This window comes from Bradyrhizobium sp. BR 10261 (assembly GCF_019455395.1).
GTDB lineage: Bacteria > Pseudomonadota > Alphaproteobacteria > Rhizobiales > Xanthobacteraceae > Bradyrhizobium > Bradyrhizobium manausense.
The window spans coordinates 171,578-196,971 of record NZ_JACOFQ010000001.1 but is presented as its reverse complement, the minus strand read 5'-3'; the positions used below and the strand labels follow the sequence as shown (position 1 = coordinate 196,971).

Here is a 25,394-nt window from a genome sequence, read left to right as displayed (position 1 = left end):
CCGTCCCGCGGCTAGCGCTGCGGCTTCCGCTCGATCGGATCGATATCGATCGCCCGCAGCCGGCCGAGCCGCAGCACGTCCATCGCGAGGCGGCGGCCGATCCGGTCGCGATCGAGCACGCGGATCAGATCGTCGACGCCGTTGATCTCGACGCCGTCAAGCCTGATCACGACGTCGCCGGGCAACAGGCCGGCCTTCGCCGCCGGTCCATCCGGCTCGATCTGCATCAAGAGCGCACCCATCTTGTTCTCGACGCCGGCGAGCACCGCGTGCCGCCGCGGCACCGGCGCGGTCTGCCCGGCAACACCGATATAGGCGCGGCGGACATAGCCGTGACGGATGATTTCCGACAGCACGAATTGCGCGGTGTTGCTGGCGACCGCAAAGCAGATGCCTTGCGCCCCATTGATGATGGCCGTGTTGATGCCGATCACCTCGGCATTCGACGACACCAGCGGCCCGCCGGAATTGCCGGGGTTGAGCGCGGCATCGGTCTGGATCACGTCCTCGATGGTGCGGCCGCTCACAGATCGGATCGAGCGCCCGAGCGCCGAGACCACGCCGGCGGTGACGGTCGATTCGAAGCCGAGCGGATTGCCGATCGCGATCACGAGCTGGCCGCGCCGCAGCGTCTTGGAATTGCCAAGCGCGGCATACGGCAAGTCGCGCACGCCGTTGGCGCGCAACAGCGCCAGATCGGTGTCCGGATCGACGCCGAGCACCCGGGCATCGCCGACATGGCCCTCGACATCGCGTAGCCGGATCTCCTTGGCCGAGCCGACCACATGGCTGTTGGTGAGCACGAGGCCATCGGGCGAAATCACGATGCCCGAGCCAAGCCCGCCACGCTCGCGGCCATTCGGCGTTTTTGGTCCGGTCTCAACGCGCACGACGGCAGGACCGACGCGGTCGGTCACATCGATAACGGCGTTGGAATAGGCGTCCAACAGGGCCCGGTCATCGACCGGGGCAGATTCTGTCGTTCGCGATGACGCTGCGTCATCGACGATATCTGAGGTGAAATCCAGCATGGCAAGAGTCCTTGAAGCTCACACAGATGGTGGCCTGTTCCCTGCCGCGCAAGGGACCCGCCTGGGGCGCGGGACTGAACTGCCCAGATGGCTAGGGCGCGCGCCGCAGCGTGCCGCCCCTCGCCTTGACCGGATCGAGCAGCGACCAGTCGCCGTCGGGGAGCACGTGGCCCTTGGGAAATGGCGCGCGCAACTCCAGTCCAAGCGAGCGCAGCACGCGGTCGTCGCGGTAGTAGCATTGCAGCACGACGCGAACGAGCGTTGCCGCAGCCGCGCCGCCGTTCTTGCGAAACTCCTGCGCCACGGCATCGCGCTGCGTCGCGTCGATCTCGGCGAGCGGCCCGCCGGCCAGCCGCGCCAGATGGTCCAGCGCCGCCGACACCATCTTGGTGTCGCGGCCGAGCGTCGCCAGCATGTCGGCCTGGATCGCGGCATCGTCGGCGCCTGGCACCTTGTACTCGTCACTGGCGGGCACGATCATCGCGGCGATGGTGCGGAGGTCGTCGCGCTGAGCGCGCGTGAGTTGGTTGTCAGCGGTCATGACGGCCTCAATCGAACAAATTGGCGAGGCGCTGCTTCATCTGGTCGGCGATGTAGAGCGCAAGGGCCTGGATGGTGGAGGTCGGATTCACGCCGCCCGAGGTGACGAAAATGCTGCCGTCGACGATGAAGAGGTTCTTCACGTCATGCGTGCGGCCCCATTCGTTGACGACGGAGCGCTTGGGGTCAGTCCCCATCCGCGCCGTGCCGAGCAGGTGCCAGCCGCCCCAGGGGATCGGGGAGTTGACGCAGATGTCGGTCGCGCCGGCCATCTCCAGGACCTCGCGGCCGCGGGCGAGCGCATGGTCCATCATCCTCCGGCTGTTCTCGGAGATCGTGTAGTCGATCTTCGGCGCGGGAATGCCGTGGCTGTCCTTCAGCACGGGATCGAGCGTGACCTGGTTGTGCTCCTCCGGCAGATCCTCGCAGATCGCCGAGAAGCCCAAGCGATGTCCATTGAGCTTGCGGAAGACGCGGTGGTGATCCGCGCCCCACGGCAGAATGCCCTTCTGCTCGCTGACCACGGCCTCGAATACGGGACCTGCCCCGCGCACGAACTGAACGCCATAGCCGCGCACGAAGCCGCGCGAGAGGTCCGTGTCGTACCACTGCTTGCTCCACAGGCAGGTCGGCGGTGCGCGGTTCGAGTCGGTCGGCTCCTTCACGTAGCCGTAGATCTGCGCATAGGGATGGAACATCAGGTTCTTGCCGACGAGGCCCGACGAATTGGCAAGGCCGTTCGGAAAGCGGTCGGATTTCGAGTTGAGCAGCAGCCGCGGCGTGCCGACGCCATTGCAGGCGATGATCACGACATGCGCGGGCTGGAACTGCTCGATGCCGTCCTTGTCGTAATAGACCACGCCCGAAGCCATGCCGTTCTCGTCGGTGGTGATCTCGCGCACGCGGCAATGCGTGCGCAGCTCGACACCGGCGCGGATTGCATGCGGCCAATAGGTGATGTCGGTCGAGGATTTTGCGCCTTGTGCGCAGGCCGGCGTACAATGGCCGAGATTGATGCAGCGCGCCCGGCCTTCGTAGTCCATGGTCGCGACCGTCGTGTCCGACGGCCACCAGTGCCAGCCGAGCTTGTTCATGGCCTTGGCGACGATGGCGCCGGACAATCCCATCGGCTGTTGCGGCATCGGCGGATGCGTCAGCGGAGAGAGCGGATCGCCTGACAGGCCGGACGTGCCCATCATGCGGTCGTTCTCTTCAAAGAACGGCGTCAGCGCGTCATAGTCGATCGGCCAGTCGTCGGCGACGCCGTCGAGCGTCTTCACCTTGAAATCGGACGGATGCAGCCGCGGCCAGTGCGCGGTGTACATCACCGTCGAGCCTCCGACGGCGTTATAGTTCACGACCTTGATCGGCGAATTGTCGTCGTTAACAGGATAGTCCTCGGGCCGACCGCGGATATTGGGGCTCGACGACCATTCGCCGAAGAACCTGGCCTCCCAATCCCGGCCCGTGCTCGGATATTCCGCCGGGTTCATCCAGCCGCCCTGCTCCAGGCAGAGAATGTGCATCTTGGTCTCGGCCAGCGACCACGCCACCGCCGCGCCAGAAGCGCCGGCGCCGATGATCAGGACGTCCACGGGGTCTTTCATCGAAAAGTCTTCCTCCCGCCCTCGCCACTTCCCGGGCGATTCGGCCATCACGGCTTACAAGGCCGCAGAACGATAGGGGTAGACCGGCCGGCGAGTAAAGGCTGGCTGGCGAATGTCGCACTTCGCACAACGCAGACCATTGGTCTGGCGATGACCGGATGCTAGGAACGAGCAGCCAGAGCAATCGACAGCGAGAAATTATGTCCTTCGAAAATTCATCGGCCGCCGCCCGCGCCTTCGTCCTTGTCTTATTTCTCGCTCTGTCCGGATTCTTGGGGTCCAATCCTGCCGCCGCGCTGACTGCGGCTGCGACGATCCGGGATGCCAATTCGATCCAGCTCGGCGACGTCACCTACCGGCTCGACGGCGTCGACGCGCCCGAGCTCGACCAGGTCTGCATCGACGACCACGCTGATTCCTGGACCTGCGGCATCGAGGCCCGCGACCAGCTCACCAAGTTGATCGGTGGCAAGCCGGTGCGCTGTGACGACGTCGGTCCCGAGAAGAAATTCGGCAAGCGCCACCGCGCGATCTGCACGGTCGAGGGCGAGAAGGTTTCGTTGAACGAGGAACTGGTCAGGCTGGGCTTTGCCATCGCCCGCGAGCCGCTCAAGGCCAATGTCAAGCCGGCGGCGGCCGAGGCCAGGACCGCGTCATCAGGCATCTGGAAGGGCTGCTTTGTTGCACCGCAAGAATTCCGCACCGGGAAGAAGGACGGTGCCCTGCTCGGCGCCGCCTGCCGCCCCGACCGCGACAAGGAGATTCGGGCGGTACTGTTTCCGGAGGAGCTGACGGCGCCGCCGAGCTGCGCCATCAAGGGCAAGCTCGCAGTGCGCGCCCGCGTCACCGGCAATATCGGCATCTATCACCTCAGGGGCTGCCCGAGCTATGCCGCGACGACCAAGCCGGACCGCTGGTTCTGCTCGGAGGACGACGCCCAGGCTTCGGGCTTCCGCAAGGCCTATAATTGCCGCCGGCCAAAGTAAAAAATGGGTTCACGCAGCCGTGAGTGGTGGGCCGAGACAGTAATGATCCGGAATTGAACTGAAACGGGAGTTGCTGCACCTATATGTGTACGCACGCGCTTTGCGCGGGCGTTTCCTTGGCAGACGATCCTCATCGGATTGTCCTTGCTCGGGCGTTTCCTCCCTAGACTTGGGCCGCTTGTCACGCACAAGCGGCTCTTCTTTTTTGTGCGGTCGTGAGCATCGGCTCTGTCCGTCATGCCCGGGCTTGACCCGGGCATCCACGTTCTTCGTGCCACGCTGCAAGACGTGGATGGCAGGGTCAAGCCCGGCCATGACGATGTGGAGACGTCAATGCATCAGAGCGAACGTCCCGTTCTGCTGTTACACACGCGCGCTAGCTGTGCATCCGGATGAACTGATCCATCGGCGGCATGTTCTGGTTGAGATGCGACATGATCCAGACGGTGCCTCCGACCACCAGGAAAACGACCAGCAGCCCGAAGGCCAGCGCCAGCACGTTGTTGGTGTTGTCTGGGCCCGTGGTGATGTGCAGGAAGAACACCAGATGCACGCCCATCTGCGCGATCGCGAGCACGATCAGCGCGACGGGGATCGATGGCTGCCAAACCAGATCGGTGCCCGCGATGAAGAACGAGGTCGCCGTGAGGATTAGCGCCAGCCCAAGACCGACGACATAGCCAAGCACCCGCTCGCCGACACTGTGTTGCTGTTCGTCGCCCGGCGCGAGATCATGTCCGGCCGGCATATGCGTCTGATCGCTCATGCGCCACCCCCTAGCAGGTAGACGACGGAAAACACCCCGACCCAGATGATGTCGAGCGCATGCCAGAACAGCGCAAAGCACATCATCCGGCGCAGCACGTCGGCGCGAAAGCCCTTGGCGAAGACCTGCGCCATCATGGTGAGCAGCCAGAGCACGCCGGCCGAGACATGCAGGCCGTGGCAGCCGACCAGCGAGAAGAACGCGCTCAGGAAGGCGCTGCGTGATGGCCCATAGCCGCGGGAGACGAGGTCGGCGAACTCCCTGAACTCGATGGCGAGGAAGATCAGCCCGAGCACGCAGGTCACGGCCATGCCGAGATAGAACCAGAACCGGTTGCGGACGTCGGCGGCGATGCTGGCCATGCCGCAGGTAAAGCTCGACAGCAGCAGGCAAACCGTTTCGATAGCGACGTTACGCTGCTCAAAAATCTCCGAGCCCTTGGGGCCGTCAGCGGTCTGGTTGACCAGCACGGCGTAAGCCGCAAAGAAGCAGGAGAACATCACGATGTCGGAGAGCAGGAACACCCAGAAGCCATAGGCGGTCACGGTCCGCTTTGGCGCGGGCCCGGGATGCTCGATGACAAGACCGATGTGATGGGGATCGGCATGGGCGCGGCCGGCGGTCGCAGTCATCGACATCAGATCGCCCCCGCCATGCTGACGAGGCTGCGCCGCTCCTCGAGATTGACGCGGTCGATGGCGGCGACTTCGGCTGCCGGAATCACGTATTCGTCATGGTCGCGCCAGGCGAACACGACGAAGGTCGCGAAGGCGCCGATGCCGCCCAAAATCACCATCCACCAGATGTGCCAGATCAGCGCAAAGCCCATGATCGTGGCGAAGAACGCGCAGACGAAGCCGGTCGGCGAATTCCGGGGCATTTCGATGTCCTGATATTCGGGCACGTCATGCTCGAGCGATTGCTGCTGGGCCGCGATCTTCATGTCCCAATAGGCATCCTCGCCGCGGACATCGGGATGGAAGGCGAAGTTGAACACCGGCGGCGGCGACGAGGTCGCCCATTCCAGCGAGCGGCCGTCCCAGGGATCGCCGGTGCGGTCGCGCAAGGCCTCGCGGTTGCGAATGCTGACCACGAGCTGCATGATCTGGCAGATCACGCCGATCGACAGCACGGCCATGCCGATGGCCGCCACGATCATCCACGGCCGCCACTCCGCGACATTATAATGCTGCAAGCGCCGCGTCATGCCGAGCATGCCGGCGACATAGAGCGGCACGAAGGTGATCCAGAAGCCTGAGAAGGTGAACCAGAACGCCAGCTTGCCCCAGCGCTCGTCGAGGCGGAAGCCGAATGCCTTGGGAAACCAGTATTCGAAGCCGGCAAAGGCGCCGAACAGCACGCCGCCGATGATGACGTTGTGGAAATGAGCCACCAGGAACATGCTGTTGTGGAGCATGAAGTCCGCCGGCGGTACCGCGACCAGCACTCCGGTCAATCCGCCGATGATGAAGGTGACCATGAACCCGACCGCCCACAGCATCGGCGTCGCAAAGCGGATGCGGCCGCCATACATCGTGAACAGCCAATTGTAGATCTTCACGCCCGTCGGCACCGCGATGATCATGCTGGCGATGCCGAAGATGGCATTGACGTCGGGGCCGGCGCCCATGGTGAAGAAGTGATGCAGCCAGACCATGAAGGAGATGACGCAGATCGCCATGGTCGCAAGCACCATGGAGCGGTAGCCGAACAGCGCCTTGCCGGAGAAGGTCGAGACCACCTCGGAGAAGATGCCGAAGGCCGGCAGCACCAGGATGTAGACCTCCGGATGCCCCCAGGCCCAGATCAGATTCATGAACATCATGACGTTGCCGCCGGCTTCATTGGTGAAGAAATGAAAGCCGAGGTAACGGTCGAGCAGCAGCATCGCGAGCGTCGCGGTGAGGATCGGGAACGCCGCGACGATGAGGAGGTTCGAGGCCAGCGTGGTCCAGCAGAACATCGGCATGCGCAGATAGTTCATGCCCTTGGTCCGCAGCTTCAGCACTGTCGTGACAAGATTGATTCCGGCGACCAGCGTCCCGACACCGGAGATCTGGAGCGACCAGGCGTAATAGTCGACGCCGACACCGGGCGAATAAGACAGCCCCGACAGCGGCGGAAAGGCGAGCCAGCCGGTGCGGGCGAACTCGCCGATCACGAGCGACAGATTGACCAGCAGGGCACCTGTCGCGGTGAGCCAGAAGCCGACCGAATTGAGCGTCGGAAACGCGACATCGCGGACGCCGAGCTGAAGCGGCACGACGAGGTTCATCAGTCCGATCACGAACGGCATCGCCACGAAGAAGATCATGATGGTGCCGTGCGCAGAAAAGATCTGGTTATAGTGCTCCGGCGGCAGATAGCCTTGCGACTGATAGGCGATCGCCTGCTGAATCCGCATCATGATGGCGTCGCTGCCGCCACGCAGCAGCATCACCGAGGCGAGCAGGATGTACATGACGCCGATCCGCTTGTGATCGACGCTGGTGATCCATTCGTGCCAGAGATAGGGCAGATGCCCTTTCACGACGACCCAGATCAGCACTGCCAGGATCGCAACCAGCACCACGCCACCCGCGATCAGGGGAATAGGTTGATCGAACGGAATGGCGGACCAGTCGAGCTTACCGAGCATCAACGCCTCCAGTGTGAGGACGGCCGGCATCGGAGACGAGCTCCGGCCCCGGCCCTGGCGGAATGTGCTGGGTTGCGATCAGGTCGAACAGGCGGGGATCGTCGAGCCGATAGGTCGGCCTGCCCTTCTCGATGCCCTGCTGCATCAGCTTCTTGTAGCTGTCCTCGTTCAGCACGGCATCGGTCTTCGCGGTGGTAGCAACCCAGTCCGGAAATGAGAGCGGCGAGACCACGTTGACGTCGAACATCATGTCGGGAAAGCCGTCGCCGGAGAAATGCGCCGAGAGGCCTTGCAGCTTGCCCTCATTGTCGGCACGCAGGTTCAAGTTCGTCACCATGCCATTCATGGTGTAGATCATGCTGCCGAGCTGCGGGATGAAGAACACGTTCATCACGCTCGACGATGTCAGCTGGAAATTCAGTTCGGCGCCTGCGGGAATTGTCAAACTGTTGACGGTCGCAATGCGCTGGTCGGGATAGATGAAGAGCCATTTCCAGTCGAGCGACACTGCCTGGATGCGCACCGGGCTGCCGGTGCCTGGCACGGGTGCCCTGGGATCGAGCTGGTGCGAGCCGATCCAGGCGACGCCGCCGAGCAGGATAACGGTCAGCGCAGGTATGGACCACACCACCATCTCGACGCGGCCGGAATAGACGAAGTCCGGCTGGAAGCGTGCTCTCGTGTTCGAGGCGCGAAACCAGAACGCAAAAGCGACGATCGCGACAATGGTCGGCACCACGATCGCGAGCATGATGAAGACGGAATCGACCAGGATGGTGCTGTTGGCGGCAGCCACCGGCCCTTGTGGATCGAGCAGATTCATCGGCATGCCACTGGCGATTGGGAAGCCCCGGAAGAGAGCCTAGCGCGGAAAAGGCTCCGCAACAAACGCGCCGGCGTCGGAACGGTTCCTGAACACAAGGGGCAACCAAGCCCGATGAGCCGGCCGCAGCATGCAATTCCATGTGATGTCAATGACATGAACGCAGGAGCCGCGCTCTTCTCTCAGGTCGGATCGATTGCTAATGTGCACGAAAATAATTCGATGTATCGATCCAGGGAGCGAAGTGAGATGCGCCTCAAAGACAAGGTTGCGATCGTGGTCGGCGCCGGCCAGAGCCCCGGCGAAGGCATCGGCAACGGACGCGCCACCGCGCTCACCTTCGCGCGCGAGGGCGCGAAGGTGCTGTGCGTCGATCACGACCTGGAATCGGCGCAGGAAACGGTTGCGATAATCACCGCAAAAGGCGGGACCGCCGCGGCCTTCAAGGCCGACGTGACCAAGTCCGCCGATATCAAGGCGATGGTAGCGGACGCCATATCGCGCTGGGGCCGGATCGACGTGCTGCACAACAATGTCGGCGTCAGCCTCGCCGGCGGCGACGCCGAGCTGCTGCAAATCACCGAGGAAGCGTTCGATCGCGTCGTCGCCATCAATCTGAAGAGCTGCATCCTCGCGGCCAAGGAAGTGGTCCCGATCATGCGCGCGCAGAAGAGCGGAGCCATCATCAACATCTCGTCGATGGCAGCGATCACCACCTATCCCTACGTCGCCTACAAGGCGACGAAATCGGCGATGATCGCCTTCACCGAGCAGCTCGCCTACCAGAACGCCGAATACGGTATCCGCGCCAACGTCATCCTGCCCGGCCTGATGAACACGCCGATGGCTGTCGATACCCGCGCCCGCGAATGGCACAGGACCCGCGCCGAGGTCGAAGCCGAGCGCGACAGCAAGGTACCGCTGCGCAAGAAGATGGGCACTGGCTGGGACGTCGCGAATGCCGCGCTGTTCCTGGCGTCGGATGAGGCGAATTTCATCACCGGCGTCACGCTGCCGGTGGATGGCGGAGCGAGTGTGCGGCGGGGATGAGGGCGGCAAGCACGATCATCGCGGCGCGCTTGTCACCCGCCAGATCGTGCCGCCAGTATCTTCCGAAATCAGCAGCGATCCATCCTTGGCCACCGCTATCCCCACCGGCCGCCCCCACACCTGGCTGTCATTCACGACAAAGCCCGTGACAAAATCCTCGTACTCGCCAGTCGGCTTGCCGTCCTTCATCCTGATGCGGATCACCTTGTAGCCGGTGCGCTTCGAGCGGTTCCAGGAGCCGTGCTCAGCGGCGAAGGCGTCGCCCTGATATTCGGACGGAAACTGCGTGCCGTGGTAGAAGGTCATGCCAAGCGAGGCTGAATGCGGCTGGATCAGCACATCCGGGACCGTCACCTTGTCCTTGAGGTCCGGCCGCGCGCCGGCATGACGCGGGTCTTCGTTGTTGCCGATGTAGAACCAGGGCCAGCCGTAGAAGGCGCCCTCCTTCACGCTGGTGACATAGTCGGGCACGAGATCGTCGCCGAGTCCGTCGCGCTCATTGGTCGAGCACCAGGGCATGCCGGTCTGCGGCTGGATCGCAAGGCCGACGCAGTTGCGGATGCCGGTGGCGTAAAGCTTGCGGTCTTTGCCTTCGGGGGTGAACGAGAGCACCGCGGCCCGCTCCGCCTCATAGCCCCAGGACGCGCCGAGCGCCTGGGTGCGCGCCCAGGCCTCGAGCCCGCCGGGCGGGCTGCCCATGCCCTCGGCGACATTGCTGGCGGAGCCGACCGACACCAGCATGCGCTTGCCGTCAGGCGTAAACACGATGGCGCGGGTGGAATGGCCCGATCCATGCGCCAGGTTGGCCACCACCACATCGGCCTTGCCCGAGGCCTTCAGGTCGCCGGCATGATAGGCAAAGCGGACGACATTGCCGGAATTGGCGACATAGACCCATTGCGGATTGTCGCCATTCGGGAAGAAGGCGATGCCGAACGGTCGGGTGAGCCCGCTGGCAAAGACCTCGTTGCTCGCAGCCTTGCCGCCCTCTCCGAGACGCAACACGCGAATGCGCCCCGGCCCGGTCTCGGCAACGAAGATATCGCCATTGGGCGCGGCGCGCAGCACGCGAGGGTCGGAGAGGCCGTCAGCCAATAGCTCGATCTTGAATCCGTCAGGCACGTCAGGTGTCGCGCTGCCGCGCGCGGTCACGCGCGTGGGATTGGAGACCGAGGGCGAGGCTCCGGGCTTGGCCAGATCCTGCGGGCGCATCAGCCTGACGGTACCGGGCTTGTCGGCCTGCCAGCTACCATAGGCATCCTTGCCCTGCAGCACGGGTTCGCCTTGTGCAACGGTGCAGGCCATCAACAGCCACGCGAACAGCATCATGTGAGAAACATGAATCTTCACGCCACCTTCCTCCCGGACTTATCTGCCAAATCCCACGTCAGCTCATGCCCGCACGATGTGCAGATGGTGTGATCCATCGTACTGGAAAACGGCGCGGATCGGTGCAACAGATTGTAAGGGCACGGCCGCAGGTTGCGGTCATCAAAGCTGCGGCATCGGTGTCGCGATTGATGGGGTGATCATGTGGGGATCGATCGTATCGGAATGGGCGGGCCTCTTGCTGCGCTGGCTGCACGTGGTGGCCGCGATCGCCTGGATCGGCAGCTCGTTCTATTTCATCGCCCTCGACCTCGGTCTCAAGCCCAGAAGCGATTTGCCTGACGGCGTGCAGGGCGAGGCCTGGCAGGTCCATGGCGGCGGCTTCTACCGGATCATGAAATATCTGGTGGCTCCCGCCCAGATGCCGGACGAGCTGACCTGGTTCAAATGGGAGGCCTACACCACCTGGCTGTCCGGCTTCGCGCTGATGGTGGTGGTGTATTATCTCGACGCCGACCTGTTCCTTGTCGACAAGTCGATCCTCGATCTCACGCCTTTCCAGGCCGGGTTGTTCAGCTTCGGCAGCCTTGCACTGGCGTGGCTGCTTTACGAGGCCGCCTGCCGCACCGGGCTTGCGCAGCGCGAGCTGCCCTTCGCCCTCGGCGGCTATCTGTTCCTGGTCGCGCTGACCTACGCCTTCACCCATGTGCTCAGCGGCCGCGGCGCCTTCAACCAGATCGGCGCGCTGATCGGCACCATCATGGTCGCCAACGTGTTCGCGGTGATCATTCCGAACCAGAAGAAGATCGTGGCTAGCCTGATCGCAGGCAAGGCGCCCGATCCGAAGCTCGGCAAGACCAGCAAGGAGCGCTCGGTCCACAACAACTATCTGACCCTGCCGGTCGTCGTGCTGATGATCAGCAATCACTATCCCCTGCTCTACGCCACGCGCTTCAACTGGATCATCGTCGCGATCGTGCTGGCGCTGGGACCGGTGATCCGCCACTTCTTCAACGAGGGCCATGCCGGACGCAAATCGCCATGGTGGGTATGGGGCGTGGCGGCAGTTGGCGCGATCGCGATCCTTTTTCTCTCCGCAGCTGGCCCGCGCGAGGTCAAGACCGGCGCGCTGTCGACGCAGCCGACACTCGCCAATGTCGAGGAGATCGTGATGTCCCGCTGCAGCATGTGCCATGCTGCGGAGCCGGTCTGGGCCGGCATCGTCACCGCGCCGAAGGGCATCCTGCTCGATGCACCCGAGCACATCCATCGCAACATCCGCCTGATCGGGCGCGTCGCGGCCTGGTCCAATGCGATGCCGCCGGGCAATATCACCGAAATGACCAGCGAGGAGCGCGCGGTCCTCGCCGCCTATATCGGCGAGCAGGATCGCTGATCACTGCGCGTCGATGCCGCGTTTCGCGGAATGAAAATCCGGATCTCCCCGCCGATTTGAAAATGACTTGGGCGCTTATCCGGCGTAGACAGGACCGGCGGCCGCAGGCCGTCCAGAGTCAGTTCGCAATTGCCGGGGAAATCACAGTGGCCCTCAAGAACGTCATCGGTATCGACCACGCCGTGGTCATGGTGAAGGACCTCGACAAGGCTGCCGAGAACTATCGCCAGCTTGGCTTCACGCTGTCGCCGCGGGGCACCCACAGCGCGCATATGGGCACCGGCAACTACACCATCATGTTCGACCCCGATTATATGGAGCTGCTCGGCGTGCTGGTCGCAACCGAGCACAATGCGCCGGCGCGCGCCTTTGTCGAGCGACAGGGTGAAGGCATCGAGCGCATCGCCTTCACCGCGATCGATTCCACAGCCGGTGCCGAGGAAATCCGCGCACGCGGCTTCACGCCGATCGGTCCGACCGATTTCGAGCGGCCGGTCACACTACCTGATGGCACGGTCTCGGCCGCCAAATTCCGCACGTTCATGTGGCCGACCGCCGAAGCGCCCGGCGGCGTGCGCATCTTCGCCTGTCAGCACAAGACCCGCGAGACGGTGTGGATTCCCGAGCTGATGAAGCACGCCAACGCGGCGAAGCGGATCAGCCAGGTGCTGATCGCGGCGCCCGAGCCCGCAGCGGAAGCCGCTCATCTGGCGCGGCTGATCGATCGCGAGCCGAAGGCAGGAGCTGACGGCGCAGTGACAGTGCCCTCAGGCGGCGACCGCGCCGACTTCGTCTATCTGACGCTGGAGCAGCTCGGCAAGCGCTATCCCGGCGTGCCGCTCGCTGGCCTCTCGGGGCGCGGCGGCGCCGCGCTGGTGCTCGTCAGCGGCGATCTCGCAGCGACCGAGAAGGCACTCGGCCCGGCAGGCGTCCGCAGCGGAGCGGCAATCATCGTGCCCCCGGCCAAGGCCAACGGCACCCTGATCGCCTTCATCGCCGGCTGATCCTGAGCTGCTGTGGAACGGCGGGAGCGGCCGCCGGCGTTCCTGCGACGGGAACACCGTACTAACACCGGTGGTCCCGCGGAATCGCAGCTTCGCCGCAATTACGGTTAAGAAGTCCTTGTCACCAGCGCTCGCTGGTCGTTCCCCACAGTTCGAGGACTCTTACCGAGATGCGATTTCTCGTCGCGGCTTGCGCTGCGTTCCTGCTTCTGATGTGCGACATCAGCCCGGAGCCGACATGGCAGATCTCACATGTCGACCAGGCCACGCCGAAGTCCGATCGCGCGCCCTCCCTGGTGCCGCTCGTCGACCTCTTCCTCGCCAGCGTACAGGCCATTGAACTTGCCAATGCGCGTGCGTCCTACGAGGAGACGATCGAGCCGGAGCCCGCAGTCGAAGCTGCCGCGGAGACTCCGCCGTCCCCGACCGAACAATTCTGTCGCGCGCTGAAGCAAGCGGCCGAGGAGAGCGGCATTCCCGTGCCGTTCTTTGCCCGCCTGCTCTGGCAGGAGAGCCGCTTCAAGTCCAACGAGGTCAGCCAGGCCGGCGCGCAAGGTGTGGCACAATTCATGCCGGAAACCGCAGCCGAGGTCGGGCTCGACGATCCCTTCGATCCCATGAAGGCGCTGCCCGCATCGGCAAGATTCCTGCGCAAGCTCCGCGATGATTTCGGCAATCTCGGCCTCGCCGCGGCCGCCTACAATGCCGGCCCCGGCCGCATCCAGAAATGGCTCGCCAGGGAGAGTGACCTGCCGCGCGAGACGCGCGACTATGTCCGCATCATAACCGGCACCAAAGCCGAAGACTGGATCGAGCGTTCGGATGCGCTGGCGATCCGGATCGACCTGCCGCGCGAGGCGCCGTGCGAAGGCGTCGGCAGCCTCTCCAAGATCCGGGACGTTGCCTGGGTGCCCGCGAGCCTCACGCCCTCGACGGCCAGCATCATTCGCAAGGCCGAGCAGCTGGCGGCGCGGCTCGCGGCCAATCGCGCCCGCAAGCATCTCGTGTCCCTGCTCCGCAAGGGCGGCGCGGCCCGCGGCAAGGCGCGCAGCATGATCGCGGCCCGCGCCAAGGGGGGAGCGAAGGGGGCGAAGGCCCACGCCGTCCGCGTGGCGGCGCGCGAGCGCTCCTCGGGCTGATCCATAGATCAGGAAGCCGCTCGATGGAGCGGCTTCCTTGCTGCGGCTACTCGACCTCCTCGATCACGCGACGCTCGTGAGGCTCGACGACATAGGTCCGCGTGTCGCGATGGATGTAGCGGTAGTCCCGCAGACCCGGCGCGTCCTGATAGACGGTGCTCGGGAACTCCTCGACCTCGACACTGTCAGGAACGCGATCGCCGACATGGATCTCGGTGCGCGCGGTGCTGCCGGTGGTCCGCACCTCGCTCCGCTCGGGGCGCGCCTTGACATGCTTGCGGATGACCTCGCGATCCCTATCCGAGAACTTGCTGGCGCTGCGCTCGCGCGTCGTCGTCGTCGTCGCGGTGGATTGCCCTGAGTACGGCAGCACCGTTACGATCTTGTAGGTGGCGGGATCGACGATGACGATCTCGTCCTTGACCAGTGCAAAGCTGTAGCCGCGATATTGCGGCACGATCTCCACGACGTCAGGTGGCAGCGTCGCCAGCTGCACGTCGCGCGGCACCACCGTGCCGACGTTCAGCGAGAAATTCACGTTGGTCAGTGGCCGCACGTTGAGGTGCGAGATCGAGGCGCTGATCTTGGTCTCCTGCTGCCGGTCGAGCTTGACGTCGGTTCGCGCAGCCATCTGCGAATTGGTCTCGGTGCGCGCGCCCTGCGCCTGGTTGCTGGTCGGCGCCTGCTGAGCCTGGTTGTTGGTCGGCGCCTGTTGAGCCTGGTTGGTGCCGGTCGCGCCGGGCGCCTGCTGCGCCTGGTTGGTGTTGGCGGGCGGCTGACTGCGATCCTGCGCCTGGTTCGTGTTCGTCGCCGGCGGGTTGGCGCCCTGTTGGGTCGCGGGCGGATTGGTCTGGCTCGAGCTCGCCGTGCCGCTCTGCGGCCGTGACGAATTATCCGCGCTGTTGGCCGCGTTGGTCCCGGAACCGGGGGACGTGGAAGATGGCGCGGTACTCTGGTTATTCTGTGCCGACGGTCCCGACGTCGAGGGCTGCTGCGGCTGCGAGGTGGTCTGCTGCGACTGAGCCGTCCCCGATGGCGTGGTGGTGGACGGCGTCGCGGATTTGTCTTGCGATGGTGCGGATTGCTGCGAGGTCGTGTTCGCGTTCGGCGCTTGCGCAAAGGCGGCGTTCGCCAGCACAAGTCCCAATGCGGTGGTTGCCAACAGGCGGATCATGGTTCTCTCCCTTTGGTCCTGAAGTTGGCTATTAACCTGCGCTAAGAAGCGAGGTTCCAGTTTTTCCCGGACCAGGCCCGGGGCGCTTCATCGGCACGGAACCTTGCGGAGGCCATCGACAAGCGCCGGCATCCCGGCCTGTCGAAAACAACCCCATGCACAGTAGCCGGCGCCCGCCAGATCAAGAGCTTGCGCGCCAGCGACTACTGATTTTCAGAAAATCGCTTTGACCCGTCGGGCAAAACAGGAGTATAGTGGCATCATCGCGCTATCAGGCTCTGTCCAGCTCCGCCCAACGAGGCGGCGCGCTCGACCCGGCTGCGCGACAACGTCTCATCACCACCTGAAAAATCTCAACCGCCGCATCAGTAGACGCGCGATCGGCTTCGCTTGCAGCGAGGCCGCGCGCCTGCGCCGGCAAAGGACACATCTCATGACCACATCCCTGACATCTGCCGAAACGACGGCCATCGCAGCCAGCGATCGCGCCGCGATCATCGCCAGCCCGAAAGTAAAACTCCGTCGCAGGCGCATCGTGATCGAACACCCTGATACGAAGGCCGGCGAAGCGCTGCTGGCCGAGGCGCTCGGCGCCGCCGACCGCGACGCGCTGCATGGACTGTTGAGCCAGCTGGTGAAGGCCAGCGTCGTCGCGCGCAAGCCCGACCAGGGCAACCTCGCCTTCATGGTCTCGACACTGAAGAGCATCGCGCCGAGGGATTCGCTCGAATCCATGCTGGCGGCGCAGATGGTGAGCATTCAGGTCGCGACCATGCGCTGCGCCTGTCGCCTCGCCTGCACCGACGATGTGCAGCAGCAGGAGAGCCTCACGCGCGCCCTGACCCGGCTGTCACGCACCTTCGCCGCGCAGATCGAGGCGCTGAACCGTCACCGCAGCAACGGCGCCTGTGCGATCACGGTGCAGAATCTCTCGGTTCAGGACGGCGGCAAGGCCGTGGTCGGCAACTTCACGCAGCACGCAAACCTGATCGCTGCGCAGCCCGGCTTTGTGGATGCGGCGGCCCTCCCCGCATGAGCCACGCCCGCAACACCTGCGCGATGCGAACGAGCCGGCGTTGCGGCGCGCAAACACGCAATGGTGACGCCTGCCGCGCGCCGGCGCTGCGCGGCAGGATGCGCTGCCGCATGCACGGCGGCGCATGGGGATCCGGCGCGCCTGGTGGAAACAGCAATGCCCTCAAGCACGGCTACTTCACCAGCGAGGCGATCGGGGAGCGCAAGCTTGTTCGCACCGTGCTGATCGAATCTGAAGATCTGCTGCGCAAATTGCTCACGCGTCCGGAAACAATTCGCAACCCAGACGAGAGCGAAGCCGGATGAACTAGGAGGGAACAGATTCCCTCCTCCGCGATTAACAAATGTTAGAAGATGAGGTGCGCCATGGGCCAATCAAAGCCGATCCGGCCGACCGCGCTCGTCGTCGAAGATGACGACATTCAACGCGAGATGCTGGCGCTTCTGCTCGAAGAGAGCAATTTCGAGGTGCTTCAGTGCGAGGATGCCGAGACCGCGGCGCTGGCGCTGAAAGCACGGCACCCTTCCCTGATGGTCACCGACATCAATCTGGTCGGGAAGATGGACGGCGTGGCTCTGGCGTACTTCGCCCAGCAGCAGAACGCCAACATGCGGATCATCGTGATCTCGGGCCGTCCGCTGCCGCGTCCCCTGCCGGCTGGTGCGACATTCCTCGCCAAGCCGGTCTACGCGACAACGCTGCTGGAGGAAGCTGGCCGATAGAAGCGGTTTGCCGGCGTCGGCGCGAGATGCTGCCCGTCAGGTTGATGCGCAGGGCTATCGCTTATGGATTCGTTGAGCGAGTTGCGCGCACGCCTCGTCCTTCGAGGCGACCGCTTCGCCTCCCCAGGATGAGGCTAAGCGGCATCGATGTCCGCTTAAACTGCTGCCACGCACTCCTCTCTATCCTGAGGGGCCGCCAGAGGCACGCGTCTCGAAGGATGCTCCGCAGGGAAACCGCCGGCCGCGCTCGCGGCCGGCGGGCACTACCTTCATAAACCTGTACCTTGCATTAAAAGGTACCTTGTTATATATTCTCTGGCACGCTCAACCGCGCAGTTGCCATGACCGAACAGAACCAGGTCCAGCTCAAGAAAGGTGCACTCGAACTGTGCGTGCTGGCGCTGTTGGCGCGCGGCGAAAGCTATGCCTATGAGATTGCCAGCGCGCTCGCTTCCGGCGTCGGCATGGGAGAAGGAACGATCTACCCGCTGATGCGGCGCATGCAGGACGACGGGCTCGTCGACACGCGCCTCGCCGAATCGAACAGCGGCCCGCCTCGCAAATATTATCGGCTCACCCCCGCCGGCCGCGCTGCCTTCGCGGCGCAGAAGCGCGAGTGGCGGACGTTCACGGATGCCGTCAACCAGTTGCTGGGAGAACGCTGAATGAACCGCGTCGCCTTCTTGACCATTCTCAATGACGGGCTCGCCGGACTTCCAGCGCGGGAGATCGACGACATCCTCGCCGACTACATGTCTTATTTCGACGAAGCCGAGGCAGCCGGGCGAAGCGAGGCCGATGTGGCAGCGGCGCTCGGTGACCCCAGGCGGCTGGCGCGCGAGCTGCGCGCCGAGACCGGGCTGCGTCATTGGGAAAATCGCCGCACGCCGGGCAACTCCGCCGCCGCCCTGCTCGCGCTGGGGGGACTGGCCACGGTCGATATTCTGTTCCTGCTGCCGCTGCTGTTCGCTGTAGCCCTGATCATGCTGGTGATCGGCCTCGTCGTCTTCGCGCTCGGCATCGTCGGGCTCGGATTGCTGCTGAGCCTCGTGAAGATCGGGCACTTTGCCTCGATCGCCGCGATCCTGCTGCGCGCGGTAGCCGGCATCGGGCTGATCTCGGCAGGTGTCGGATGCGGCGCACTGCTGCTGCTGGCGCTCGACGGCGCCGTGAAGTTGCTCGGGAATTACGCCCGGCTGCACTACCGGCTGCTCAAACCAGAACAAGATCCGGCTTGATAGGAGGTGCGCCATGCGCAGACGTCTGTTAGGGACCGCAATGGTGTCGCTGGGCATTGCGGCGGGGTGCGGGGTCATCGCGGTTCTGACCTCGGCAACGGAATGGATGGACGGCGACCACCGATCCTGGGCAGGAACGTTGCGAAACTGTGCTGCGGCGAAACCGGCCGGCGCAAGCGAGCGCCGCACCGTCGATCTCGCATGGGCCGGCAGCGATGCCGTCAGGATCAGAATTCCGGCGCAGGTGCATTATCGTCCCGGCCCGAAGCCACAGGCCAGCGTCAGCGGCGACGCCGAGCTGGTCAGCCATGTGCGCCTTCACGACGGCACGCTGGAATGGGACACGGTGGAGTGGGACCGCCTGGTTGATTGCTTTCCGGCGAGCGATCTCGTCGTCCAGCTCTCCGGCCCTGCGGTCACGGCCTGGACGCTGAACGGCTCGGGCGAACTCACCCTCTCCGACATCAAGCAGGATGTGCTGCGCCTCACCTTGCACGGCAGCGCCATTGTGACGGCAAGCGGCGAAGCCAAGGAGTTGTGGTTCGATGCCGCCGGCTCCGGACGAGCCGATTTCGGCCGGCTCGTCGCGCAAAAAACCAGCATCAACATGTCGGGCAGCGCGAAGCTCAAGCTCGCCGATGTCAAGCAGGACATGCTGCGCGTCGTCATGAGCGGCAGCAGCACCATAACCGCCAACGGAACGGCCCACGAAGTGTCGCTCGAATCTGCCGGCTCCAGCCGCGCCGATCTCGGCGGACTGATCACCGAACAAGCCAGCGCGAAAATCCACGGCAGCGGCAACGTGGACCTCGCGCCGCGAGAGGATGCCGATATCGCGGTCTCCGGCAGCGCCGTCGTGAAGCTGCACGGCACCGTGGCGCGGGTCAATTCGCACGTGTCGGGCTCAGGTGAGATCAAGCGCGTGCCATAGCCGCGCAATCAGCCTCAGCGCAACACGAAGGAGACGTCGATGTCCGCTTCCGTCAACGCTTGCAGATTCCTCGCCGCCATCGGCTTCTGCCTCACGTCGACGTTGGCGCAAGCTGCTGGCCTGCGATCGATTGATATTCCCGCCGACGCCGATGGTCCGGCGATTCACGGCATGGTCTGGTATCCCTGCGCCGAACCGCCGGGAGAGCTTCGTATCGGCAGCTTCGTCCTGCCAGGCGTGAAGAATTGCCCGCTCGCAGGAGACCACCTGCCGCTGATCGCCGCTTCCCATGGACGGCGCGCCTCGTTTCTCGGCAATCGCGACACCGCCGAGGCGCTCGCCGACAGCGGCTTCGTCGTTGCAGCTATCAACCACCCAGGCGATACCGCGCTGGATCCAGGCCGTTCCGGCGATCTCTCGGTCTTCGTCGAGCGGCCCACCGACATCAAGCGCCTGATCGACTTCATGATCGGGACATCGCCGTTCGCCGCGAAAATCGATCAACACAGAATCGGCTTCTTCGGCTTCTCGCGCGGCGGCTATACCGGACTTGTGCTGCTCGGCGCCAATCCGGATTGGACCGGTGCGGCCACGAACTATTGCCGCCGAGGGCAGTCGCTGTTCTGCCAACAGATCCTCGGCAGGACATATCCTTCGGAGCCCCTGACGCACGATCCGCGGATCAAGGCCGCGGTGCTCGCCGATCCTCTGGCCATCTTCTTCTCTGCCGAGAGTTTGGCGCCTCTCAAGGCGCCGGTTCAACTCTGGGCATCGGAACGCGGTGGGGACGGCGTGCTGCCCCACGATGTCGCCGGTGTGGACGCAAACCTGCCGGCCCGACACGAATATCGCGTCGTTTCGAACGCCGGCCATTTCGCGTTCTTCCTGTGTCCGCCGGCGCTGGTCAAAGAGCGGCCCGAACTCTGCGCGGATGCGCCCGGCTTCGACCGCGGCGCATTCCATGCCGAGTTCAACGCGGGCGTGCTCGCATTCTTCCGGAGATGGTTGATCCAGCCGGCCGAGTGAGATGCATCGAGACCGGGATGGCACTGAGATGAACGGGCTCAAGACGCCAATCGCGATGGACCCGTTCAGCAGCACGTTGCGCTGACACGCCACGTTCCGCGAAGTTTCCACGGAACTTCCCGTTGCTGCGTCACTTTGAATCCCGCAACGGAGGCATGGCCGATGAATGCCGAAACGGAACTGAAATTCCGCGTTGCGCCCCGAAAACTGTCGTCGGCCCTGCACGGCAGCAAGCGAGGCGACCGGTCGGAGAAGACGCTCGTTTCGACCTATTACGACACGAGCAAGCACAAGCTGCGACGGCACGGGCTGACGCTTCGGGTGCGCAAGGTCGAGGGCCGCTACGTCCAGACCGTGAAGGCGGGCGGAGCGGGAGGCCTGACCCGCGGCGAGTGGGAACAGGACGTCGCCGGCGAAAAGCCCGATCTCGAGAAGACAAGGGATACGCCGCTCGACAAGCTCGCGAGCAAGAAGCTTTCGCGCAAGCTGAGGCCGGTTTTTCAAACCCTTGTTCATCGCACCGCGCAGGCGCGTCGTATCAGAAACAGCCGGGTCGAGCTTGCGGTCGACCGCGGCCGGATCGGCGCCAAACGCCGCGCGCAGCCGATCGCGGAGCTCGAGCTGGAATTGAAATCCGGCCGTGTCGGCGATCTGTTCCAGATGGCGCGAACCATCGCGCGCAAAACCGGCGCCGAGCTCGATCTGCGTTCGAAGGCCGAGCGGGGTTACCGGCTTGCCACCGGCGCGCGCGACGGCGCACAGCACGCCGAGCCGATCCAGCTCGATCACGAGATGTCGCCCCTCCATGCATTCCGCGCCATCGCCCATTCGACGCTGCGGCAGATCACGGCCAATGCCGATCCGGTCCGGAAGATGGATTCGGAAGGGGTCCACCAGATGCGGGTGGGCCTGCGGCGGCTGCGGGCGGCGATCTCGCTGTTTGGCGATGTCCTGCCGCGCGCGCAGACGGCGCGGATCAAGGCCGAGCTCAAATGGCTCACCGGCGAGCTTGCGCCGGCGCGCGAGATCGACGTGTTCGTGAACGAGAGCGTTCGACCGATCGCCGACCGGGGCGTGCCGAAGCGGGGCGCACGCGCGCTCCGCGACAAGTTCTCCGCAGAGCGGAAGGCGGCGTTCAGCCGCGCCGGCGAGGCGGTTGGGTCGGCGCGCTACCGCCGTCTGCTGATCGACGTGCTCGAATGGATCGAAACGCTGCGCCCCCGCCCCGATGATGACGTGGGGATCCCTGCCTACGCAGAAGAGGTGCTTGGCCGGCGCATCGACAAGGCGCGCAAGCAGGGCAAACGGCTCGGCGAGCTCGCTCCGGACCAGCGCCACAAGCTGCGCATCAGGATCAAGAAGATCCGCTATGCCATCGACTTCTTCGGGAGCCTCTATCGCGAGCGCGACCAGAACGAGCTTGCAGAGCTTTCGTCCCGGCTGAAGCGGATTCAATCCGCGCTGGGATCGCTCAACGACTTCATGGCGCATCGCGAGCTGGCAACAGAGGCCGCGCTGAACGCCCCGCCGGCGAACCGGCGCGCCCAGGCTTTCGCCTCGGGCTTCATCGTCGGCCAGGAACGCGAGGCGGCCCGCGGGCTGATGCAGGATGCAGCAAAGGAGTTGCATCGGTTGCGTTCGTTGCGCATCGCGCCGGGCAAATGACTTCGGGAGATCAGGCATGGCATGGGTCGGCACGTCATGGGTTGGTGCTTGGCGAAATCAATTCGGCTCGATCTTGCGCATCATCAGCGATGCGGAAGGCCGCATCGAGGGCACCTTCGAGACTGCGCTCGAGGACAGCGGCTTTTATGGGCAAACGGTGCAAGTCACCGGATTTCACCGGGCAATTGCATCGGCCAAAGAGAATCACCGGCCTCGCGTGATCAGGAGGTACCTGCGGGCCCCTCGCCGCCTGCTTTACCTGCGCGCAATGCTCGCCGGAGGAGAGCAATGCCCCGAGCACTCCTGTACGGAGTGAAATATGTGCCGTTCGGGTAACAGTCCGCGCCAGAAATGGCGTGCGCACCTGCTCGCCTTAATCAATCACCCTTTGTGCGGAACATTCGATCGAGCGCTCGACTTTCAACCACCATCGACACGCGTCGTGTTGCCCTGGGTTAGCCGCGCAGAATTGATGGCGAAGAGGAGATCATCGTGACGAAGCTCGCCAAGCTGCTTGCAATAACCGCCATACCGGCCTTGTTGATCGCAACGTCTGGACCGCTGCTCGCTGGAGGCGGTGGTGGGGGTGGTGGCGGCGGGGGCGGCGGCGGTGGTGGCGGCGGCGGCGCCGGCGGGGGAGTTGGCGGAGGCGGCGGCGTCGGAGCCGGCGTTGGCATGGGTGGGGGACATGGCGGCGGCGTGGGTGCAGGGCATGGCGGAGTGGGAGGAGGCGGCCACGGCAGTTCGGCGTCAGCTCCAGGGCACGCGATGCAAGCAGCGTCTTCGAGCTCGCACTCGCATGGAACGAATCACGGCGCGTCAGGCTTCAGCCCGGGACACCTGGGACACGCAATACAGGCGGCGTTTTCAGCGGTGTTTTCGAGCTCGCACTCGCATACCGGACATCACGGTTCACCAGGCCATGCCGGGCATTCCGGCGCATCCAGCTTCAGCCCGGGACACGAGATGCAGGCGGCAACGTCAAGCCCGCCCTCCGGGCATCCGGGCGCATCCAGCTTCAGCCCGGGACATGAGATGCAAGCGGCGACTTCAAGCACGCCCTCCGGGCAGCCGGGAGCATCCAGCTTCAGCCCGGGGCACGAGATGCAGGCGGCGACTTCAAGCCCGCCCTCCGGGCAGCCGGGAGCATCCAGCTTCAGCCCGGGGCACGAGATGCAAACGGCTTCGAAGCCTTGAACGGCGACTACCAGCAACGAGCCGAGCTTCGCTCAAGTCGAACGGCCTAGCCGTTCCGACTTGAGCTGCTTGATCTCAACAGACGATCTAACGCTATTTGCCCAGCGCCGCGGCGACCTGGCCGGCCAGCTGCTCTGCCAGCATGTGATAGCCCTCGGGCGTGAGATGCTGCCCGTCGGGTTGATGCGGCAGTCCGTGCAGCATCCCGTTCGGCAGCATGACCACCTTGATTCCCATCGCGCCGAGCCGGCTCTGGATTTCGGGCGTGTTGTCGGCGGCCAGCTTTCTCCGGTCGTTTCCGCCGGGTTGGAGGATCACCACGCTCGTTCCCTTGGGAACGACTCGATCGAGCCGGGCCAGCATGCCTCCCGTGGTGTCACCGTTGATGCCGGCATTGATGACGCGGACGTTAAGCCCCCTCGCACGGAGCAGCGCTTCCAGCTGTGCGGGATAGGCCTGGCTGCGCGAGACGCCCTTGCCAAACGTGTTGCTGGCGCCAAGGGCGACGACGGTTGCAGCGTGAGCGGTGCCAAACATGGCGAACGCCGCGAATGCACCGAGAAGAACGATCCGTCCGAGCCTTGCGATCACTTTTGCCCCCTGATCGATATGATATTCCCGCCACATGCTTATCATCGATTGCGGCATCACGCGCACGCTCCAATCGAGCGCGGCGCCGGAGCGTCGTGCCGCTACCGCTGGCGGGCCATGCGATAAGCTGCCCCCTCGCGCCATTGGCACGCCCTCTCCAATCATGTAACCCGACAAAAACCTTGCCGGGACGGGACGCGGATGGATGCGATTGCCAATGACGACGCGGGGCACGGCACTCGCGCGCTGATCTTTGCGCTGGTGGCGCTGGCCTGCGGGCACATGCTGTCCACGCTGCTGCGCACCATCCCGGCACTCAGCCTCGATCTGATGGCGGCGGATTTCCACGTGCAGCCGCAGGCGCTCGCGAGCCTCAGCTCGGTCTATCATTTTGCCTTCGCGGCCTCGCAGATCCCGGTGGGCGCGGCAATGGACCGCTTTGGCGTGCGGCCGGTGTCGCTGAGCCTGCTTGCGGGCACCGTGATCGGCGCGACCGCATCGGGCCTGGCGACGGGACCTGAGAGTTTTGCGTTCGGGCAATTGCTGCTGGGCGTCGCCACATCGGGCATGCTGATGTGCCCGATGACGCTGGCGGCCAAGCAATTGTCGGCGGCGCGCTTCGGGCTGTGGTCGGGCGCGATCCTGTCGATTGGCAATATCGGCATGCTGCTGTCGGCGAGCCCGCTCGCCTTCGTGGTCGACACTTACGGCTGGCGCGCCGGGTTCTGGATCGCCGCAGCCGGCGGCATCGCGGTGGCGCTCGCGGTGTTCGTGCTGGTGCCGAACCAGCCGGCCGAGCACAAGGACGATTCGTCACCGTTGTCGCAGATGATCGAGGTGCTGAGGCTCGGCTTGTCGCGGCCCTTGCGCGGATTGATCGCGCTGGCGCTGGTGTCGCTCGCGACCTCGCTGGTGCTGCGCGGCCTGTGGGGCGGGCCGTGGCTGATGCAGGTCAAGGGCCTGTCGCGGGTCGAGGCCGGCAACCAGCTCGGCGCCTACACGCTGGCGATGATCGCGGGACCGCTGCTGATGGGCATGCTCGACCGCAAGGTCGGCCGCCGCCGCGAGCTGGTGGCCGGCACGCACAGTCTCGCGGCGACGCTGGTGGCGCTGATGGCGCTCGGCGCGCCGCATTATGCGGTGGCATGGCTGTTCGGCGTCGAGGTCATGCCGCCGCAATATGATCTCGTGCTGTTCGTGCTGATTGGGCTAGCGACCTCCGCCCAGCCGCTGCTGTTCGGCATGTGCCGGCAGCTGGTCGACGCGCAAGTCGCGGGCAAGGCGCTGGCGGCGGTGAACCTCGCCTTCTTCCTCGGCACCGCGCTGATGCAGTCGATGTCAGGCGCCGTCGCGGCGGTCGCGGGACTGCCGGCGGTGCTGCTGTTCATGGCCGCGATGCTGTTCATCGGCGTGATGATCTTTTTGACTTACACCTCGGCGAGTTCGTAGGGTGGGTTAGCCCTGCAGATGCGCAAAGCGCATCTGCTTGGCGTAACCCGCCACTT

General features: G+C 64.7%; 26 protein-coding genes. 15 read left to right on the top strand and 11 right to left on the bottom strand.

Annotated features, from left to right (window positions below; all coding sequences use genetic code 11):
- Window positions 1–11: 11 nt before the first annotated feature.
- The 3 genes from HYH07_RS00975 to HYH07_RS00965 form a co-directional block, all read right to left on the bottom strand.
- The gene (locus tag HYH07_RS00975; protein WP_220000684.1) at window positions 12–1,031 is read right to left on the bottom strand and encodes a S1C family serine protease; all 1,020 of its coding nucleotides are present in this window, start codon (window positions 1,029–1,031) and stop codon (window positions 12–14) included.
- A gap of 91 nt (window positions 1,032–1,122) precedes the next feature.
- Complete coding sequence (locus HYH07_RS00970; RefSeq protein WP_220000683.1) at window positions 1,123–1,572, bottom strand: hypothetical protein; 450 nt, start codon at window positions 1,570–1,572, stop codon at window positions 1,123–1,125.
- A gap of 7 nt (window positions 1,573–1,579) precedes the next feature.
- The gene (locus HYH07_RS00965) at window positions 1,580–3,178 is read right to left on the bottom strand and encodes a GMC family oxidoreductase (protein WP_220000682.1); all 1,599 of its coding nucleotides are present in this window, start codon (window positions 3,176–3,178) and stop codon (window positions 1,580–1,582) included.
- A gap of 200 nt (window positions 3,179–3,378) precedes the next feature.
- On the opposite strand from HYH07_RS00965, the gene HYH07_RS00960 reads away from it, so the two are divergent.
- Entirely contained in the window at window positions 3,379–4,164 is a 786-nt protein-coding gene (locus tag HYH07_RS00960) for a thermonuclease family protein (RefSeq protein WP_220000681.1), read from the top strand.
- Window positions 4,165–4,540: 376 nt separating this feature from the next.
- On the opposite strand, the gene cyoD is transcribed toward HYH07_RS00960, so the two are convergent.
- The 4 genes from cyoD to HYH07_RS00940 are packed head-to-tail and all read right to left on the bottom strand — an operon-like array spanning window position 4,541 to window position 8,397.
- Window positions 4,541–4,930, bottom strand: coding sequence for a cytochrome o ubiquinol oxidase subunit IV (cyoD, locus tag HYH07_RS00955; protein ID WP_220000680.1), 390 nt, complete (start codon window positions 4,928–4,930; stop codon window positions 4,541–4,543).
- Complete coding sequence (locus HYH07_RS00950; protein ID WP_057753462.1) at window positions 4,927–5,568, bottom strand: cytochrome (ubi)quinol oxidase subunit III; 642 nt, start codon at window positions 5,566–5,568, stop codon at window positions 4,927–4,929. Before HYH07_RS00950 ends, cyoD begins: the two co-directional genes overlap by 4 nt.
- Window positions 5,568–7,568, bottom strand: coding sequence for a cytochrome o ubiquinol oxidase subunit I (gene cyoB, locus HYH07_RS00945; RefSeq protein ID WP_220000887.1), 2,001 nt, complete (start codon window positions 7,566–7,568; stop codon window positions 5,568–5,570). The genes HYH07_RS00950 and cyoB overlap by 1 nt, the downstream gene beginning before the upstream one ends.
- Window positions 7,558–8,397: a cytochrome ubiquinol oxidase subunit II gene (locus tag HYH07_RS00940; protein WP_228749140.1), complete on the bottom strand. Its 840-nt coding sequence runs from the start codon at window positions 8,395–8,397 to the stop codon at window positions 7,558–7,560. Before HYH07_RS00940 ends, cyoB begins: the two co-directional genes overlap by 11 nt.
- Before the next feature lie 243 nt (window positions 8,398–8,640).
- Between HYH07_RS00940 and HYH07_RS00935 the strand changes: the two genes are divergently transcribed.
- Entirely contained in the window at window positions 8,641–9,441 is an 801-nt protein-coding gene (locus HYH07_RS00935) for an SDR family NAD(P)-dependent oxidoreductase (protein WP_220000679.1), read from the top strand.
- A gap of 15 nt (window positions 9,442–9,456) precedes the next feature.
- Here the strand turns inward: HYH07_RS00935 and HYH07_RS00930 are convergent, their stop codons facing one another.
- Window positions 9,457–10,767, bottom strand: coding sequence for a sorbosone dehydrogenase family protein (locus tag HYH07_RS00930; protein WP_220000885.1), 1,311 nt, complete (start codon window positions 10,765–10,767; stop codon window positions 9,457–9,459).
- 205 nt (window positions 10,768–10,972) lie between these two features.
- Here HYH07_RS00930 and HYH07_RS00925 point away from each other — a divergent pair, with 205 nt between their 5' ends.
- The 3 genes from HYH07_RS00925 (at window position 10,973) to HYH07_RS00915 (ending at window position 14,309) form a co-directional block, all read left to right on the top strand.
- On the top strand, window positions 10,973–12,166 hold the full coding sequence (locus HYH07_RS00925; RefSeq protein WP_220000678.1) for a urate hydroxylase PuuD: 1,194 nt from the start codon (window positions 10,973–10,975) through the stop codon (window positions 12,164–12,166).
- A 146-nt stretch (window positions 12,167–12,312) separates the two neighbouring features.
- Window positions 12,313–13,170, top strand: coding sequence for a VOC family protein (locus tag HYH07_RS00920; protein ID WP_220000677.1), 858 nt, complete (start codon window positions 12,313–12,315; stop codon window positions 13,168–13,170).
- Window positions 13,171–13,340: 170 nt separating this feature from the next.
- Window positions 13,341–14,309, top strand: a complete 969-nt coding sequence (locus HYH07_RS00915) for a lytic transglycosylase domain-containing protein (protein ID WP_220000676.1) — start codon at window positions 13,341–13,343, stop codon at window positions 14,307–14,309.
- Between the two features lie 46 nt (window positions 14,310–14,355).
- On the opposite strand, the gene HYH07_RS00910 is transcribed toward HYH07_RS00915, so the two are convergent.
- Complete coding sequence (locus tag HYH07_RS00910; protein ID WP_220000675.1) at window positions 14,356–15,483, bottom strand: DUF1236 domain-containing protein; 1,128 nt, start codon at window positions 15,481–15,483, stop codon at window positions 14,356–14,358.
- Between the two features lie 433 nt (window positions 15,484–15,916).
- Here HYH07_RS00910 and HYH07_RS00905 point away from each other — a divergent pair, with 433 nt between their 5' ends.
- The 9 genes from HYH07_RS00905 (at window position 15,917) to HYH07_RS00865 (ending at window position 22,417) form a co-directional block, all read left to right on the top strand.
- Window positions 15,917–16,519, top strand: coding sequence for a hypothetical protein (locus HYH07_RS00905; protein ID WP_220000674.1), 603 nt, complete (start codon window positions 15,917–15,919; stop codon window positions 16,517–16,519).
- Window positions 16,516–16,824 carry an HGGxSTG domain-containing protein gene (locus HYH07_RS00900; protein WP_220000673.1) on the top strand — a complete coding sequence of 103 codons (309 nt, stop codon included), beginning with the start codon at window positions 16,516–16,518 and terminating at the stop codon, window positions 16,822–16,824. The genes HYH07_RS00905 and HYH07_RS00900 overlap by 4 nt, the downstream gene beginning before the upstream one ends.
- 60 nt (window positions 16,825–16,884) lie before the next feature.
- A complete protein-coding gene (locus tag HYH07_RS00895; RefSeq protein ID WP_220000672.1) occupies window positions 16,885–17,241 on the top strand; it encodes a response regulator in 357 nt (118 codons plus the stop codon).
- A 341-nt stretch (window positions 17,242–17,582) separates the two neighbouring features.
- Entirely contained in the window at window positions 17,583–17,906 is a 324-nt protein-coding gene (locus HYH07_RS00890) for a PadR family transcriptional regulator (RefSeq protein ID WP_220000671.1), read from the top strand.
- Window positions 17,907–18,479 (top strand): DUF1700 domain-containing protein, encoded by a 573-nt coding sequence (locus tag HYH07_RS00885; RefSeq protein WP_220000670.1) that lies wholly within the window; start codon window positions 17,907–17,909, stop codon window positions 18,477–18,479.
- A gap of 13 nt (window positions 18,480–18,492) precedes the next feature.
- A complete protein-coding gene (locus tag HYH07_RS00880) occupies window positions 18,493–19,410 on the top strand; it encodes a GIN domain-containing protein (protein ID WP_220000669.1) in 918 nt (305 codons plus the stop codon).
- A 39-nt stretch (window positions 19,411–19,449) separates the two neighbouring features.
- Window positions 19,450–20,436, top strand: coding sequence for a dienelactone hydrolase (locus HYH07_RS00875; protein ID WP_220000668.1), 987 nt, complete (start codon window positions 19,450–19,452; stop codon window positions 20,434–20,436).
- Window positions 20,437–20,598: 162 nt separating this feature from the next.
- Entirely contained in the window at window positions 20,599–22,101 is a 1,503-nt protein-coding gene (locus HYH07_RS00870) for a CYTH and CHAD domain-containing protein (protein WP_220000667.1), read from the top strand.
- Between the two features lie 16 nt (window positions 22,102–22,117).
- A complete protein-coding gene (locus HYH07_RS00865) occupies window positions 22,118–22,417 on the top strand; it encodes an avidin/streptavidin family protein (RefSeq protein ID WP_220000666.1) in 300 nt (99 codons plus the stop codon).
- Window positions 22,418–22,521: 104 nt separating this feature from the next.
- Here the strand turns inward: HYH07_RS00865 and HYH07_RS00860 are convergent, their stop codons facing one another.
- Complete coding sequence (locus HYH07_RS00860) at window positions 22,522–22,791, bottom strand: hypothetical protein (protein ID WP_220000665.1); 270 nt, start codon at window positions 22,789–22,791, stop codon at window positions 22,522–22,524.
- A 600-nt stretch (window positions 22,792–23,391) separates the two neighbouring features.
- The gene (locus HYH07_RS00855; RefSeq protein ID WP_409363871.1) at window positions 23,392–23,946 is read right to left on the bottom strand and encodes a GDSL-type esterase/lipase family protein; all 555 of its coding nucleotides are present in this window, start codon (window positions 23,944–23,946) and stop codon (window positions 23,392–23,394) included.
- A gap of 144 nt (window positions 23,947–24,090) precedes the next feature.
- Between HYH07_RS00855 and HYH07_RS00850 the strand changes: the two genes are divergently transcribed.
- The gene (locus HYH07_RS00850; RefSeq protein ID WP_220000664.1) at window positions 24,091–25,338 is read left to right on the top strand and encodes an MFS transporter; all 1,248 of its coding nucleotides are present in this window, start codon (window positions 24,091–24,093) and stop codon (window positions 25,336–25,338) included.
- Window positions 25,339–25,394 lie beyond the last annotated feature (56 nt).